We start from the raw sequence: 15,598 nt of genomic DNA, 5'->3' as shown, positions 1-15,598 counted from the left end.
TTGGTCACCGGAAGCTGCGGATGACGCGCGGCCGGGAATTGCCAAGGTGGGGCCCGATCTGCATAGTCCCGCCCGCATCGATACCGTTTTCGAAGAGGATAGAACAACATGGCGGACGCCGACCTGGATGTCGTGATCCGGCAACTGGCCAGACAGCTGCATACGGGCCTGATGACCCGCGCCAAGGAGCGCCGGGATCGATTCAACGGCCTTGCGGCCAAGGCCAAGGGCAAGGAGACCGGCGACCGCTTCAAGATGATGGCCAAGGCCACCATGGAGCAGGCCGTTGCCGCCGCCAAGCGCCTGCAGATGTCCGCCGACAACGTCGCCGACAGCTACGCGCGGTCGATGCGGATCGCCGCCAGCACACCGGTCGCGGTGAAGGTGGAGAAGAAGGCGCCCACGGAAAAGCCGGTTAAGAAGGCGAAGAAGGCCAAAACCAAGAAGTAGGAGCGCACTTTCTTCCTTCTCCCCTTGTGGGAGAAGGTGGCGTGAAGCGCCGGATGAGGGGTTGTTTCCGCGAATTCAACTGCAGCAGACTCACGCGCGGAGAGATACCCCTCACCCGTCTCGCCGCTTCGCGGCGAGCCACCCTCTCCCACAAGGGGAGAGGGTTGCAGCGGCGCACGCAGCTCTAGATATCTCTACCGCCCTGGCGCGGCGAGCCGGGTCGGCTCGGCACTCGCGAGGTCAGCGAGTTTTGCGCGTGCCGCATCGCGGGTGCGGGCATCCTTGCCGGCGGGCAGCGCCAGCGCGGCTTCGAAATCGGCGCGCGCTTCATTCGCCTGGCCACGCGCCAGGAAGGCGAGGCCGCGATCGAGCCGAGGCTGCGCATCGGAGGGGTCGAGGCGGACCGCGGTGTTGTAGCTCAGGATCGCGCGATCGAGATCGCCGGCGGCCGCGAGCGCGAGACCGCGCTGGTGGTAGGGCGCGGCGTGCCTGGGATCATGCGCGATCGCCTCGTCGTAATCCTCGATGGCAAGTTCGAGGTCACCGTTCTGCCGGCGCGCCAACGCCCGATCGCGATAGAGCGAGGCACGGTTGGGATTGAGATGGATGGCCTCGTCGAAATCCGCGATCGCCCGCCGCCAGTCGCCGTGGCGCAGCGCGATCCGTCCGCGCCCCTCATAGGCGAACGCGATCAGCGAGCCGCGCAGCGGCGAGAAGCCGATCACCGCCGAACAGATGTCGGGCTCGTCCTCGTCTCCGCAATTGACGACGGTGTGCGTGGACAGGCCAATCAGCACGCCCACGACGATCAACAATGGTACTGCAGCTTTGGTCATCTTCGACGGTGGCAGGCAGAGGGCCGGCCACGCATCCCCTTTCGCAGGAACTGTCACGGCAGGTGTTAACACCGGCCGGGACCGTCCTGTGTGCGACAGGTCACAAAGCGCGCAAATTAGAGCCGCTGCTGCGTCAGCCCCAAGGCCCGCGCGAGGAGGAGCGGCCCCACGGGCTCCGCGGCGGATAGTTCTCATTGGCGCCGACCGACGGCGACGCCTGCGCACCGAGCTCGGCTGCGAGCTCCTGAAGCGCCGCGATGCGATTCTGCGTCGAGGGATGGGTGGCAAACAGATTGTCCACGCCGTGGCCCGACAGCGGATTGATGATGAACATGTGCGCGGTGGCTGGATTTCGTTCCGCCTCGAAATTCGGGACCTGATGCGCCGCGCCTTCGATCTTCACCAGCGCCGATGCCAGCCACATCGGCTGACCGGCGATGCGTGCGCCGAGATTGTCCGCGGCGTATTCACGGGTGCGGCTGATCGCCATCTGCACCAGCATGGCGCCGATCGGGGCGAGGATCATCATCAGGATCGAGCCGACGATGCCCGGGCCGTTGTTGTCGCGGTTGCCGCCGAAGAACATGCCGAACTGCGCCAGCATCGAGATCGCACCGGCAATGGTCGCGGTCACAGTCATCAGCAGCGTGTCGTGGTGCTTGATATGAGCGAGCTCGTGCGCGATCACGCCCGCAAGCTCCTCGCGGCTGAGCTGGTGCATCAACCCGGTGGTGACCGCAACCGCGGCATTCTCGGGATTGCGCCCGGTGGCAAACGCGTTGGGCTGCGGCTCCTCCATCAGGAACACGCGCGGCATCGGCAAGCCGGCGCGGGCCGCTAGCTCGGCCACGAGCCCGACCAGCTCCGGTGCGCTGCTGCGGTCGACCTCATGGGCGCCATACATGGACAGCACCATCCGGTCGGAGTTCCAGTAGGTGAAGAGATTGGTCGCCGCGGCAATGACGAGCGCAATCATGGCGCCGCCGGCACCGCCGATCAGATAGCCGACGCCCATGAACAGGGCGGTGAGGCCTGCGAGCAGCATTGCGGTACGAAGATAATTCATGGCCGTCTCCCGAGGCCGGCCGTAGCCGCTGGAGGCGTTGCGGGCCGGCGAGCATGAGGTAGGGATGACCCCGGCCCGCCCGCAAGGTTTCAAGGTGCGTCGCGGAGCCGCGGCACTGGTTTGAGGTCAATCGTTCCATTAAGCTTGGCCGAGAATCCAAGCGTCTCCTCCCCTTGCGGAAACCTCATGCTCCAGACCCGATTTGCGATCGCGGCCGCCGCCCTGCTCACGCTCGCCCTTCCCGCCTCTGCCCAGTTCGCGCCGCCGCCGGCAAAGCCCGCGGCTCCCAGGGCCACTGGGCCCTCGCCGCGCGCGGCGTCGTGCAATAACGGGGCGAACTTCGATCGCTTCCTGGTCGACGTGAAACAGCAGGCCGTTGCCGCCGGCGTGTCGCAGCGGACGATCGCGGCGGCCTCGCCTTACCTCGTCTACGACCAGGGCATCGTCAATCGCGACCGCGGCCAGCGCGTGTTCGGCCAGCTCTTCACCGAATTTGCCGGCCGCATGGCCGCGCCCTATCGCATGCAGAACGGCCAGCAGCATATCAAGCAACATGCGGCCGCGTTCGCGCGCGCGGAAAAGGAATACGGTGTGCCGCCGGCAGTGATCGCCGCGTTCTGGGGACTGGAGAGCGATTTCGGCGTCAACATGGGTAATCTGCCGACACTGAAATCGCTGGTGTCGCTGGCCTATGGTTGCCGCCGCTCGGAGATGTTCGTGAACGAGACCATCGCCGCGCTGAAGATCATCGAGCGGGGCGACCTGCATCCGGACGAGATGGTCGGCTCCTGGGCCGGCGAGCTCGGTCAGACCCAGTTCCTGCCCGTGCATTACGTCAACTATGCCGTCGACTATGACGGCGACGGCCGACGCGATCTCCTCCGCAGCGAGGACGACGTGATCGGCTCGACCGCGAACTACATCGCCAACGGCTTGAAGTGGCGGCGCGGCGAGCCGTGGCTGGAGGAGATCAAGGTGCCGCAGAACCTGCCGTGGGATCAGACCGACCTCACGGTGCAGCTGCCGCGCTCAAAATGGGCGCAGCTCGGGGTTACCTATCCCGACGGCCGGCCGCTGCCGAACGACAATCTCGCGGCCTCCGTGCTGCTGCCGATGGGACGCTTCGGTCCGGCCTTCATGGCGTACCCGAATTTCGCGGCCTACACCGAGTGGAATAACTCGCTGATCGACTACCGCGGGCTATCTCGCCACCCGCATCGCGGGCGCGGCTCCGATGCGAAAGCCGTCCACGCCGGTCGCGCAGCTGCCGTTCAACGAGCTCAAGCAATTGCAGCAGCTTCTGGTCCAGGCCGGCTTCAATGTCGGCAAGGTCGACGGCGTGCTGGGCCAGCAAAGCCGCGCCGCGGTGAAGGCGATGCAGATCAAATACGGTCTGCCGGCCGATTCCTGGCCTACGGCCGAACTGCTCGCTCGCATGCGCGGGGGCACGGCACAGGCGCAGCCAGTGGGGACGATCCGGTAAGCACCAGGATCGCTGTCATGCCCCGCGAAAGCGGGGCATCCAGTACGCTGCGGCCTATCGATTCAATCACAGCTGCCTCGGAGTACTGGATCGCCCGGTCAACCGGGCGATGACACGAGGGTATGACGCCGATAGCACCACAAGCCCGCTCGGTAGAATTTTCGCACTGCACAAGCCCCTCCGGCGATTGTATTTTTCCATGACGTTCCCATGTGAGTAGCTCAGGTTTCTCCTGAGATTTCCCACCACAAGAGCGAGCATCACATGTCTTTCCACGACGCCGTCGTTCCCGCCTATTTGCAAATGCTGAACAGCCTGACTGGCCTGCTCACGAAAGCCGAGGCGCATTGTGCGGCCAAGAAGGTCGATCCCGCCGTCCTGCTCGGCTCCCGCCTGTTTCCGGACATGCTGCCGCTCTCGAAGCAGATCCAGCTGGTCAGCGATTTCGCAGCCAAAGGTTGCGCCCGGCTGACCCATAGCGACGTGCCCTCCACACCGGACACCGAGACCAGCTTTGCGGAGTTGAAGCAGCGCCTGGCGAAGACCATCGACTACGTGAAATCGTTCAAGCCCGAGCAGTTCGAGGGCGCCGACACCAAGGACGTCACCTTCCCGGCCGGCCCCGACAAGTCCATCACCATGAAGGGCCAGCAATTCCTGAGCGCGTTCTCGCTGCCGAACTTCTATTTCCACGCCGCAACCGCCCACGGCCTTCTGCGCCACGCCGGCGTCGAGATCGGCAAGCGCGATTTCCTCGGCGCGAACTGAAAGGCGATTATTCAGACGGCCGCGGCGGGAGATCGAATCTGCTGCTGCGGCTGAAATTGCACATGCTCTATGCTGCGCGGCTCGGCTGCGCATCTCGCCTGCAGTTTCTGTATGGCTCCTCCCTTGCGCTGATTGCCGCAATGCACAAGTGTTCCGGATCTCTCACCGCCTGGAAGCATTCTCATGAGCCGTTCGACCAAATTGTTTGAGACCTACAAGCTCGGCCCGATCACGCTGGCGAACCGTTTCGTGATGGCGCCGCTGACGCGCAACCGCGCCGTTCCCGGCACCTTCGTACCGGGCGCGCTCGCCGCTGACTATTACGCCCAGCGTGCCTCGGCGGGGCTTCTGATTACCGAAGCGAGCCAGGTCTCACAGCAGGGCCAAGGCTACCAGGACACCCCCGGCATCTACTCAAAGGACCAGGTCGCCGGCTGGCGCAAGGTCACCGATCAGGTGCATCAGCGCGGCGGCAAGGTCTTCATCCAGCTCTGGCATGTCGGCCGCATCTCGCATGTGGACCTTCAGGCCAATGGCGCAGCGCCGGTGGCGCCGAGCGCGATCCGCGCCAAGGGCAAGACCTTCGTCAACGGCACTTTCGCCGACGTCTCCGAGCCCCGTGCGCTCGAACTCTCCGAAATTCCAGGGATCATCGACGATTTCAGGCGCGCCACGAAGAATGCGCTCGAAGCCGGCTTCGATGGCGTCGAGATCCACGGCGCCAACGGCTATCTGCTCGAACAATTCGCCAAGGACGGCACCAACAAGCGTACCGACGCCTATGGCGGCTCCATTGAAAACCGCGCGCGGCTGATGCTGGAAATCTCCAGGGCCGTCGTAGCGGAGGCTGGCGCCGATCGCACCGGCATCCGCATCTCGCCGGTGACGCCGGCCAACGACATCTCGGATTCGAACCCGCAGGCCCTCTACGACCATATCGTCGACGGCCTCGCCGCGCTGAAGCTCGTCTATCTCCACGTCGTCGAAGGCGCCACCGGCGGTCCGCGCGACATCGCGCCGTTCGACTATGCGGGCCTGCGCAAGCGCTTCCCCGGCGCCTACATCGCCAACAACGGCTATGATTTCGAGCTCGCTGCCAAGGTGCTCGAGGCGAACGCGGCCGATCTCATCGCCTTCGGCAAGCCGTTCATCTCCAATCCCGATCTGGTCGAGCGGCTGAAGCAGGGCGCGGCGCTGAACGACTGGGACAAGAACACGTTCTACGGCGGCGGCGCGAAGGGATACACGGATTACCCGACGCTGGCCGCTGAACCCGCGGAATAGCCTCTTCTCCACGCATGCGCTGTCATGCCCCGCGAAGGCGGGGCATCCAGTAATCTGTGGCTTCCGGGTTCGACCACGCCCGTCTCTGGAATACTGGATCGTCCGCCTTCGCGGACGATGACACCGAGAATGTTGAAAGTGTGTGCCACAAAGAAAAAAGGCCGGGATTGCTCCCGGCCTTTCGTCGTTATGCTGATGTGCCTTACTGCAGCGAAGCGCGCTTCGGGGGCTGTGCCGGCCACGACTTGATCAGAGTGTCGTAGTCGACCGTCTCACCCTTCGGCTTCTCGTTGGCGAGCTTGCGCTGCGGGGCAATCGTGCCGTCCTTCTGGGCCTTGGCGAACCAGAACTCGGCCGACTCCTTCTTGTGCAGCTTCGGACCGCAGGCGCCCTGCACGCCCGACTTCTCCAGACGCTCCATGACGGAGTCCTGGGCCGCGGCAAGCGAGTCCATCGCGGCCTGCGGCGTCTTGGCACCGGACGACGCATCGCCGATGTTCTGCCACCACAGCTGCGCCAGCTTCGGATAGTCGGGCACGTTGTTGCCGGTCGGGGTCCACTGCACGCGCGCGGGCGAGCGGTAGAACTCGATCAGGCCGCCGAGCTTCGGCGCACGCTCGGTGAACGACTTGTCCCAGATGTCGGATTCACGGATGAACGTGAGACCGACATGGCTCTTCTTCAGCGACACCGTCTTGGAGACGATGAACTGGAGATAGAGCCAGGCCGCCTTGCGGCGATCCGGGGGAGTCGATTTCAGCAGCGTCGCCGAACCCGCATCCTGGTAGCCGAGCTTCATGCCTTCCTTCCAGTACGAACCGTGCGGCGACGGAGCCATACGCCACTTCGGCGTACCGTCCGCGTTCATCACGGCGATGCCCGGCTTCACCATGTCGGCGGTGAAGGCGGTGTACCAGAACATCTGCTGGGCGATGTTGCCCTGCGCCGGCACCGGACCCGACTCGGAGAAGGTCATGCCCTGGGCCTGCGGCGGAGCATACTTCTTCATCCACTCGAGGTACTTGGTGATCGAGTAGACCGCGGCCGGACCGTTGGTGTCGCCGCCACGCTCGACCGAGGAGCCGACCGGACGGCAGCCTTCCATGCGGATGCCCCATTCGTCGACCGGCAGACCGTTCGGGATGCCCTTGTCGCCGTTACCGGCCATCGACAGCCAGGCGTCGGTGAAACGCCAGCCGAGCGAGGGGTCCTTCTTGCCATAGTCCATATGGCCATAGACCTTGACGCCGTTGATCTCCTTGATGTCGTTGGTGAAGAACTCGGCGATGTCTTCGTAGGCTGACCAGTTCACGGGCACGCCGAGCTCGTAGCCATACTTGGCCTTGAACTTGGCCTTGTAGTCGGCGTTGGTGAACCAGTCGTAGCGGAACCAGTAAAGGTTCGCGAACTGCTGGTCGGGCAGCTGATAGAGCTTGCCGTCCGGCGCCGTGCCGAACGACTTGCCGATGAAGTCGTTGACGTCGAGCATGGGGTCGGTGACGTCCTTGCCCTCGCCGGTCATATAGTCCGACAGCGCGATGGTCTGGCCGTAGCGGAAGTGGGTGCCGATCAGATCGGAATCGTTGATCCAGCCGTCGTACACGTTCTTGCCGGACTGCATCTGGGTCTGCAGCTTCTCGACGACGTCACCTTCCTGGATGATGTCGTGCTTGAGCTTGATGCCGGTGAGCTCGGAGAACGCCTTGGCCAGCGTCTGCGACTCATATTCGTGGGTCGTGATGGTTTCGGAGACCACGTTGATCTCCATTCCCTTGAAGGGCTCGGCGGCCTTGGCGAACCACTCCAGCTCCTTCTTCTGGTCTTCCTTCGACAGCGTCGAGGGCTGGAATTCCGCGATCCACTTCTGGATCGCGGCGTCGTCGGCGGCGCGCACCGGCGCCGAGACGGCCAGCGACACCGCGACGATGGCGGCGACGCTGGACATCGTCAGAAAGCTATTCTTGGTCAATGGACGTTCCCTTCTCCTAAACTGCCGCATGTTATTCCTCCGTTGCAGCGACAAACTTTTTACAGGCCCGGGTTGGTCCCGGATCTGGCCGTTCCTTCGCGGGCTAGACCGTGCGGAAAATGAGTACGGCCGTGGCCAGCGAAATTCCTGATGCGATCCAAAGGCGCGAAATTTCAACTCCGTCCTCGCCGATCGGCAGCGTGGCGAGGGGGTCGGTGCCGGCGAAGGCGATCCACAGCAAGTGGATGACCGCCGCCGTGATCAGGGAGATGAACAGGCGGTCGCCGCGCGTGGTCGGGATGCGCAGCACGCCGACGCGCTCGGCTTCGGGATAAGCCACCCCGAGCCAGGTCATCACAGCCAGCGTGCAGGCGAGCGCGACAAAAAAGATCGCCGTCGGCGGCGTCCAGGCCATCCATGCAATCCATTCCATTGATGCCTCCCTAGACCCGACCGAGCGCGAAACCGCTCGCGATATAATTGCGGACGAACCAGATCACGAGTGCGCCCGGGATGATCGTCAGCACGCCGGCTGCCGCCAGCAGGCCCCAGTCCATGCCCGCAGCCGACACCGTGCGCGTCATGATCGCCGCGATCGGCTTGGCCGAGACCGAGGTCAGCGTGCGCGCGAGCAGCAGCTCGACCCAGGAGAACATGAAGCAGAAGAAGGCGGCGACGCCGATGCCGCTCGCAATCAGCGGCACCAGGATCTTGATGAAGAAGCGCGGGAAGGAATAGCCGTCGAGGAAGGCGGTCTCGTCGATCTCGCGCGGCACGCCCGAGACGAAGCCTTCCAGGATCCACACCGCCAGCGGGACGTTGAAGATGCAGTGCGCGAGCGCGACCGCCCAGGGCGTATCGAACAGCCCGATCGCCGAATAGAGATTGAAGAACGGCAGGGCATAGACCGCGGCCGGCGCCATGCGGTTCGAGAGCAGCCAGAAGAACAGATGCTTGTCGCCGAGGAAACGGTAGCGCGAGAACGCGTAGGCCGCCGGCAGCGCCACCGAGATCGAGATGATGGTGTTGAGGACGACATATTCCAACGAGTTGATATAGCCGGAATACCAGCTCTCATCGGTGAAGATGCGCTTGTAGTGCTGGAGCGTCGGCGCGTGCGGCCACAGCGTCATCGTCGAGACGATCTCGGCGTTGGTCTTGAAGCTCATGTTGACGAGCCAGTAGATCGGCAACAGCAGGAAGATCAAGAACAGCGCCATGATGAGGCGACGGCCGGGGATCGAGTGCATCACACGGCTCCTTCCTGCGGCTTCCGATCGCTGCCGGCGTTGGTCATGACGGTGTAGAAGATCCAGCAGACGATCAGGATGATGAGATTGTAGACCAGCGACAGCGCGGCGGCCTTGCCGAGGTCGAACTGGCCGAGCGCGATCTTGACCAGCTCGATCGAGACGAAAGTCGTCGAATTGCCGGGCCCCCCACCAGTCACCACGAACGGTTCGGTGTAGATCATGAAACTGTCCATGAAGCGCAGCAGCACCGCGATCAGCAGCACGCGGTTCATCTTCGGCAGCTGGATCGCCTTGAACACGGCCCAACGCGAGGCGCCATCGATCTGCGCCGCCTGGTAATAAGCCTCCGGGATCGACTTAAGTCCGGCATAGCACAGCAGCGCGACCAGGCTGGTCCAGTGCCAGACGTCCATCACGATGACCGTGACCCAGGCGTCGATGTCGTTGGAGACGTAATTATAATCGATGCCGGTCGCATTGAGGACATAGCCGAGCAGGCCGATGTCGGGACGGCCAAAGATCTGCCAGATCGTGCCGACCACGTTCCACGGGATCAGCAGCGGCAACGCGAGGATGACGAGGCAGGCCGCAACCGTCCAGCCCTGGCGCGGCATCGACAGCGCGACGACGATGCCGAGCGGCACCTCGATCGCGAGGATCACCAGCGAGAAGAACAGATTGCGGCCGAGCGAAGCCAGGAAGCGGCCGCCGAGATCGGTCGAAGGATCGAGCAATTCCTTGAACCAGCCGACACCGTTCCAGAAGAACTGGTTGTTGCCGAAGGTGTCCTGCATCGAATAGTTCACCACCGTCATCAACGGCAGCACTGCCGAGAAGGCGACGACCAGGAACACCGGCAGCACCAGGAACCAGGCTTTTTGGTTGATAGTCTTGTCCATCAGGCGGCTCCCTCCACCAGAAGGCTGTCGGCATAGACGTGGACGTGCGACGGATCGAATTTCAGGCCGGCCGTGCCGTCCGGGCTGGTGAAGCCGGCCGGCGCGCGCGCCGCTAGCTTGGCGTCACCGAGCCGCGCGCGCGCGAAGCGGATCCGGCCGAGGTCGTCGACGCGTTCGATCTTCGCACTGAGCAGGCCGGGCGCCGGCGCCACGACCTCAACGAATTCCGGACGGACGCCGATCTCGATCTTCGCGCCAGCAGGCAGCTTGTCGTAGCTGCGGTTGAGCGCAATGACGTGACCGCCGATCTTGGCCTCACGGCCCCTCACCTCGGCCGGCAGGATGTTCATGCCGGGCGAGCCGATGAAATAGCCGACGAACGTGTGCGCCGGCTTGTCGAACAACTCGGCCGGCGTGCCGCTCTGCACCACGCGGCCGTCATGCATGACTACCACGGTGTCGGCGAAGGTCAGCGCCTCGGTCTGGTCGTGGGTGACGTAGATCATCGTCAGGTCGAGCTCGCGATGCAGCGCCTTCAACTTGGAGCGGAGCTGCCATTTCAGCTCGGGGTCGATCACGGTGAGCGGCTCGTCGAACAGCACGGCGGCAACGTCGGAGCGTACCAGGCCGCGGCCGAGCGAGATCTTCTGCTTGGCATCGGCCGTGAGCCGCGTCGCCTTGCGGTTCAGATAGGGCTCGAGGTCGAGCAAGCGGCCGATCTCGGCGACCCGCTTGTCGATCTCAGCCTTCGGCACGCCGCGGTTCTTCAGAGGGAACGCCAAATTTTGCCCCACCGTCATGGTGTCGTAGATCACCGGAAACTGGAACACCTGGGCGATGTTGCGCTTCTGGGTTGACAGCGGTGTGATGTCCTCGCCGTCGAACAGGATTTTCCCCCGCGACGGCGTGATGATGCCGGAGATGACGTTGAGCAGCGTGGTCTTGCCGCAGCCGGACGGCCCGAGCAGCGCATAGGCGCCGCCCTGCCGCCAGGTCATGGTGACAGGCTTGAGAGCAAAGCTGTCCTGCGGGGCATCATTGCCGCCGTAGGAGTGGGCGAGATCGACGAGGTCAATGCGGGCCATGTCGCATCCCCCTCAGGCTTTTTTCTTTGACGCGTTTTCTTCACGCGAACCGCTCGGCACTTCGCTTGAAAACGCTATGGGACCGGGTGCCGCGACCAGCCGGTCGGCAGCATCGAAAACGAACACGTCGTTGGGATCGAGCACGGCATCGAGCGTCTGGCCGGGCTCGAATTCGTGCACGCCGTGCAGCACCGCCACCCAGTTCGATCCGTCGCGGGTCAGATGCACGAAACTCTCCGAACCGGTGATCTCGGTCACCGTTACCGTGGCATGGAAGGCGTGGCGGTCAGTCTCGCCATTGGCAAGTGCGAGCTGATGGGCGCGAAATCCGACGCGATAGGCGCCGTCCGCGAGCGAGGAATAGAGACCGGACGCCGGCGCGGCAATGCCGCCCGCATATTGCACGGAACCGTTCTTCTTCTCGATGCCGACGAGATTCAGCGGCGGATCGGAGAACACCTGCGCGACCCGCAAGGTCTGCGGATGACGGTAGACCTTTGGAGTCTCGCCGATCTGGAGCGCCTCTCCCTGCCACATGCACACCGTGTTGCCGCCGAGCAGCAGCGCCTCGGTCGGCTCGGTGGTGGCATAGACGAAGATCGCGCCGGAGGCCTCGAAGATGCGCGGCAGCTCGGTGCGCAGTTCCTCGCGCAGCTTGTAGTCGAGATTGGCGAGCGGCTCGTCGAGCAGCACGAGGTCGGCGCCCTTCACCAGCGCGCGCGCCATCGCAGTTCGCTGCTGCTGGCCGCCGGAAAGCTGGAGCGGCGTGCGCTTCAGGAACGGCTCGAGCCGGAGCAGCCGGGCGGCTTCCGCAACGCGCGCCTCGATTTCGGCGCGCGGCTTGCCCTGCACGCGCAAAGGCGAAGCGATGTTCTCGTAGACCGACAGCGAGGGGTAGTTGATGAACTGCTGATAGACCATGGCGACCGAGCGCTGGCGCACGTCGACCCCGGTGACGTCCTTGCCGTTGACCAGCAGCTTGCCCGATGTCGGTTTGTCCAGGCCAGCGAGCAGCCGCATGATCGAGGTCTTGCCCGACAGCGTCGGCCCGAGCAGCACGTTGAGCGTTCCGCTCTCGAGCGTCAGCGAGACGTCGCGGATGTGTGGGACCCCGTCGACAGTCCGGGTCACGTGATCGAGTGTCACCGTCATGAGCGTCCTCCGGCTTCCAGCAGGGGACTTTGCTGCACGGCGTGGGTCCTGATCCAGTCGTCCAGCGCCGCGATCTCGTCGGCACTTAGTCGCAGGCCGAGCTTGGAACGGCGCCAGACGATATCTTCGGCAGTAACGGCCCATTCGTTGGCGATGAGATAGCGGACTTCGCGCTCGGTCAGCGTCGCACCGAAGGCTTGGCCGAGATCGACCGCCGATTTCGCATCCCCAAGCAGCTTGATCGCCCTCGTGCCATAGGCGCGCGCCAGGCGCCGCGCATGCTCGTGGCTGAGGAAAGGATAGCCGCGCTGAAGCTCGGCGATCAGGCCGTCGACATCGGACACGCCCATGTCGCCGCCGGGCAGCGGCCATTTGCCGGTCCAGCCTTCGCGTGCTTTCGCACTGCGAAGATAGGGCGCGAGCCGCTCCAGCGCCTCCTCGGCGAGACGGCGATAGGTCGTGATCTTGCCGCCATAGATCGACAGCAGCGGCACGCCGCCGGGCGTGTCGAGCTCGAACACATAGTCGCGCGTCGCGGCCTTGGCTTCGCTGGCCCCGTCGTCATAGAGCGGACGTACGCCGGAGTAGGTCCAAACCACGTCATCGGGCGTGACAGGCTTGGCCAGATATTCGCTCGCCGCCGTGCAGAGATACTGGATCTCTTCGGCCGTCGCCTTCACCTTGGCGGGATCGCCGTCATAGTCGCGGTCGGTGGTGCCGATCAGCGTAAAATCGTCCTGATAGGGAATGACGAAGATGATGCGGCCATCTGCATTCTGGAACATGTAGGCGCGGTCGTGGTCGTAGAGTTTTTTCACGACGATGTGCGAGCCCTGCACCAGGCGCACCTTGGCTTTCGCGTTGACGCCGGCGCCGCGGCCGAGCACATCCTCGACCCAGGGCCCGCCGGCATTGACAACCGCACGGGCCTGGATCGACGAGCGCGCGCCTGTCAGCGTGTCGATCATGCTGACGGTCCAGATGCCGTCTGACTGTTTGATATCCGTCGCGCGAGTGCGGGTGCGGATCTCGGCGCCCTTATCGGCGGCATCGCGTGCGTTGAGCACGACCAGACGGGCGTCGTCGACGAAGCAGTCGGAATATTCGAACGCGCGGCCGTAGCGGTTCGGGATCAGCGGGCGGCCGACCTCGTCGCGTCGGAGGTCAACCGAGCGCGTCGCCGGCAACAGATGACGGCCACCGATGTGGTCATAGAGAAAGAGGCCGAGGCGCAGCAGCCAGGCTGGCCGCAGGCCCGCATGGTGCGGCAAAACGAAACGCAGGGGGCGAATGATGTGCGGCGCGATGCCCCAGAGAATCTCGCGCTCGATCAGCGCCTCGCGAACCAGCCGGAACTCGTAATATTCGAGATAGCGCAGGCCGCCATGCACCAGCTTGGTCGACCAGGACGACGTCCCGCTCGCCAGATCGTTCATTTCGCACAGGAAAACCGCGTTGCCGCGGCCCACCGCGTCGCGCGCGATGCCGCAGCCGTTAACACCGCCTCCAATAATGGCGAGGTCGAAAATACGATCCAACAGACGCATCCCCCGGCGACCGCCCGTTCAATCGAGCGGTTACTTTCGCTTTTGATTAGATCACACCAGAAAACGAAAGCAAGATGAAAGAGGAGAGAAACGAAGTGAAAGCGGAACTTTTAAGTGGGCACACGGGGGGCGAAATAGGCAGTTCAGGAGGGATTTGAGCGGCATTATTGCTCTTGAAAAGTCGTTGATGACCCTTATTAGTAAGAATAGTCATATTGGTCGTTATTTGCATGACAGAACACACTGCACCAGATTCACCAGCGACGGACTCGTGGACGCTTGCCAACGCCAAGGCCCGGCTCTCCGAGGTGATCGATCGTGCCCAAGCCGGCCCGCAAATCATCACCCGACACGGCAAGCCCAACGCGGTGATCGTTTCCGTCGAGGAATGGGCGCGCAAGACGGCGCGCAAAGGTACCTTGGCCGAATTCCTGCTGGCTTCGCCGCTGCGCAGCGCCGACCTCAAGCTTGAACGCGTTCACGACGCGCCGCACGAAGAGCTGCCGTGAATCTACTGCTCGACACCAACGTGTTATCGGAGGTCCAGAGGCCCGCCCCTTCGCCGAAAGTCTTGTCATGGCTTGATACGATCGACGAGGATCGTGCGTTCATCAGCGCGGCATCGATCGCCGAGCTTCGTCGCGGCATCGCGTTGCTGGAGGACGGCCGACGCCGTGCAGCACTGGCCGCCTGGCTTGCCCGCGATCTGCCGGAGCGTTTTGCCGGGCGCACACTGCCGATCGACCACGCCGTCGCGGAACGCTGGGGTGACCTGATGGCTCAGAGTCGCAGAAGCGGCCTCGCATTGTCTGTCATGGACGGCTTCTTTGCCGCGACCGCGCTGGCAAACAACCTCATGCTCGTCACACGCAATGTGAAGGATTTTGCGGTATTCGGCGTGCCGCTGCTGAACCCGTGGGACAACCCATAGTCCTACCTCAGCCGCACCACCGGCGCGGCCTCGGGCGCTTCTTGTGCCTCGGCCTGAGCCTCATCGACGTCCGCCCCCTTCGGCATCGCGGCCATCACCTCGATGCCCTTGCCGTGGCAGATGGTGGCGAGGCGCTCTGGCAATTCCTGGTCGGTGACGAAGGTCTGGATCTGGCTGATATGCGCGATGCGGACCGGCGCACTGCGCCGGAGCTTGGTGGAATCAGCGACCAGCATGACGCTGCGGGCGTTGGCGATGATGGCCTGCGCCACCTGCACCTCGCGATAGTCGAAGTCGAGCAGCGCGCCCTCCTCGTCGATCGCGGACGCTCCGATGATGGCATAGTCGACCTTGAACTGGCCGATCAGCTGCGTCGCGGTCGAGCCGACCACCGCGCCGTCGGCGCGCCGCACCGTGCCGCCGGCGACCACCACCTCGATGCGGGGATGACGATAGAGCAGCATGGCGACGTTCAGATTGTTGGTGATAACGAGGAGGTCCTCGTGCGAGGTCAGCGCGCTCGCGACCTCCTCGGTCGTGGTGCCGATGTTGATGAAGAGCGAGCAGCCGTTCGGGATCAGCGAGGCGGCTGCGGCTCCAATCGCCTTCTTCTCGTCGGCGGCGACGAAGCGCCGCGCCTCGTAGGCGAGGTTTTCGACGCCGGATGCGATGATGGCGCCGCCATGAATGCGGGTCAGCGAGCGCCGCTCACAGAGGTCGTTGAGATCCTTGCGGATGGTCTGCGCAGAGACCTCGAACCGGCGCGCCAGCTCCTCGACCATGACGCGGCCCGAGGCTCGCGCGATGTTGAGGATTTCGGCTTGGCGATGGGTCAGTCCGGTCACGGCGGTGGCCTCAAGTCAGGAAGCTGCATG

Annotated in this window: 15 protein-coding genes and 1 pseudogene; 6 read left to right on the top strand and 10 right to left on the bottom strand. The window is 64.0% G+C overall.

What is annotated here, in order from left to right:
• The first annotated feature begins 108 nt into the window (after nt 1–108).
• A complete protein-coding gene (locus tag AC0L3B_RS20345) occupies nt 109–450 on the top strand; it encodes a hypothetical protein (protein WP_204513821.1) in 342 nt (113 codons plus the stop codon).
• Between the two features lie 194 nt (nt 451–644).
• On the opposite strand, the gene AC0L3B_RS20340 is transcribed toward AC0L3B_RS20345, so the two are convergent.
• Nucleotides 645–1,286, bottom strand: coding sequence for a tetratricopeptide repeat protein (locus tag AC0L3B_RS20340; protein ID WP_204513820.1), 642 nt, complete (start codon nt 1,284–1,286; stop codon nt 645–647).
• A gap of 133 nt (nt 1,287–1,419) precedes the next feature.
• Entirely contained in the window at nt 1,420–2,352 is a 933-nt protein-coding gene (gene htpX / locus AC0L3B_RS20335) for a zinc metalloprotease HtpX (RefSeq protein ID WP_204513819.1), read from the bottom strand.
• 186 nt (nt 2,353–2,538) lie between these two features.
• Between htpX and AC0L3B_RS20330 the strand changes: the two are divergent.
• From AC0L3B_RS20330 to AC0L3B_RS20320, 3 genes and pseudogenes are all read left to right on the top strand, one after another.
• Nucleotides 2,539–3,835: pseudogene (locus AC0L3B_RS20330) on the top strand (lytic murein transglycosylase).
• Between the two features lie 264 nt (nt 3,836–4,099).
• Entirely contained in the window at nt 4,100–4,603 is a 504-nt protein-coding gene (locus AC0L3B_RS20325; RefSeq protein ID WP_204513817.1) for a DUF1993 domain-containing protein, read from the top strand.
• A gap of 183 nt (nt 4,604–4,786) precedes the next feature.
• On the top strand, nt 4,787–5,887 hold the full coding sequence (locus tag AC0L3B_RS20320; RefSeq protein WP_085361306.1) for an alkene reductase: 1,101 nt from the start codon (nt 4,787–4,789) through the stop codon (nt 5,885–5,887).
• Between the two features lie 202 nt (nt 5,888–6,089).
• Here AC0L3B_RS20320 and AC0L3B_RS20315 read toward each other — a convergent pair whose 3' ends face one another.
• From AC0L3B_RS20315 to glpD, 7 genes are all read right to left on the bottom strand, one after another.
• Nucleotides 6,090–7,832, bottom strand: a complete 1,743-nt coding sequence (locus AC0L3B_RS20315; protein WP_039799251.1) for an ABC transporter substrate-binding protein — start codon at nt 7,830–7,832, stop codon at nt 6,090–6,092.
• Nucleotides 7,833–7,959: 127 nt separating this feature from the next.
• Nucleotides 7,960–8,289 carry a DUF2160 domain-containing protein gene (locus AC0L3B_RS20310; RefSeq protein WP_018454978.1) on the bottom strand — a complete coding sequence of 110 codons (330 nt, stop codon included), beginning with the start codon at nt 8,287–8,289 and terminating at the stop codon, nt 7,960–7,962.
• A gap of 10 nt (nt 8,290–8,299) precedes the next feature.
• A complete protein-coding gene (locus AC0L3B_RS20305; protein ID WP_018454979.1) occupies nt 8,300–9,106 on the bottom strand; it encodes a carbohydrate ABC transporter permease in 807 nt (268 codons plus the stop codon).
• A complete protein-coding gene (locus tag AC0L3B_RS20300; protein ID WP_018454980.1) occupies nt 9,106–10,008 on the bottom strand; it encodes a carbohydrate ABC transporter permease in 903 nt (300 codons plus the stop codon). Before AC0L3B_RS20300 ends, AC0L3B_RS20305 begins: the two co-directional genes overlap by 1 nt.
• On the bottom strand, nt 10,008–11,093 hold the full coding sequence (locus AC0L3B_RS20295; RefSeq protein ID WP_247391643.1) for an ABC transporter ATP-binding protein: 1,086 nt from the start codon (nt 11,091–11,093) through the stop codon (nt 10,008–10,010). The genes AC0L3B_RS20300 and AC0L3B_RS20295 overlap by 1 nt, the downstream gene beginning before the upstream one ends.
• A gap of 12 nt (nt 11,094–11,105) precedes the next feature.
• Nucleotides 11,106–12,245 (bottom strand): ABC transporter ATP-binding protein, encoded by a 1,140-nt coding sequence (locus AC0L3B_RS20290; protein WP_018454982.1) that lies wholly within the window; start codon nt 12,243–12,245, stop codon nt 11,106–11,108.
• The gene (glpD, locus tag AC0L3B_RS20285; RefSeq protein ID WP_247372642.1) at nt 12,242–13,792 is read right to left on the bottom strand and encodes a glycerol-3-phosphate dehydrogenase; all 1,551 of its coding nucleotides are present in this window, start codon (nt 13,790–13,792) and stop codon (nt 12,242–12,244) included. Before glpD ends, AC0L3B_RS20290 begins: the two co-directional genes overlap by 4 nt.
• 230 nt (nt 13,793–14,022) lie before the next feature.
• Between glpD and AC0L3B_RS20280 the strand changes: the two genes are divergently transcribed.
• Both AC0L3B_RS20280 and AC0L3B_RS20275 read left to right on the top strand, forming a co-directional pair.
• The gene (locus AC0L3B_RS20280) at nt 14,023–14,301 is read left to right on the top strand and encodes a type II toxin-antitoxin system Phd/YefM family antitoxin (protein WP_377827833.1); all 279 of its coding nucleotides are present in this window, start codon (nt 14,023–14,025) and stop codon (nt 14,299–14,301) included.
• Nucleotides 14,298–14,723, top strand: coding sequence for a type II toxin-antitoxin system VapC family toxin (locus AC0L3B_RS20275; RefSeq protein WP_018454985.1), 426 nt, complete (start codon nt 14,298–14,300; stop codon nt 14,721–14,723). The genes AC0L3B_RS20280 and AC0L3B_RS20275 overlap by 4 nt, the downstream gene beginning before the upstream one ends.
• Nucleotides 14,724–14,725: 2 nt before the next feature.
• On the opposite strand, the gene AC0L3B_RS20270 is transcribed toward AC0L3B_RS20275, so the two are convergent.
• Complete coding sequence (locus AC0L3B_RS20270; protein WP_018454986.1) at nt 14,726–15,568, bottom strand: DeoR/GlpR family DNA-binding transcription regulator; 843 nt, start codon at nt 15,566–15,568, stop codon at nt 14,726–14,728.
• Nucleotides 15,569–15,598 lie beyond the last annotated feature (30 nt).

The sequence above is a fragment of the Bradyrhizobium sp. Kon56 genome (assembly GCF_055807635.1).
This window is presented reverse-complemented; position numbering and strand designations above follow the sequence as displayed.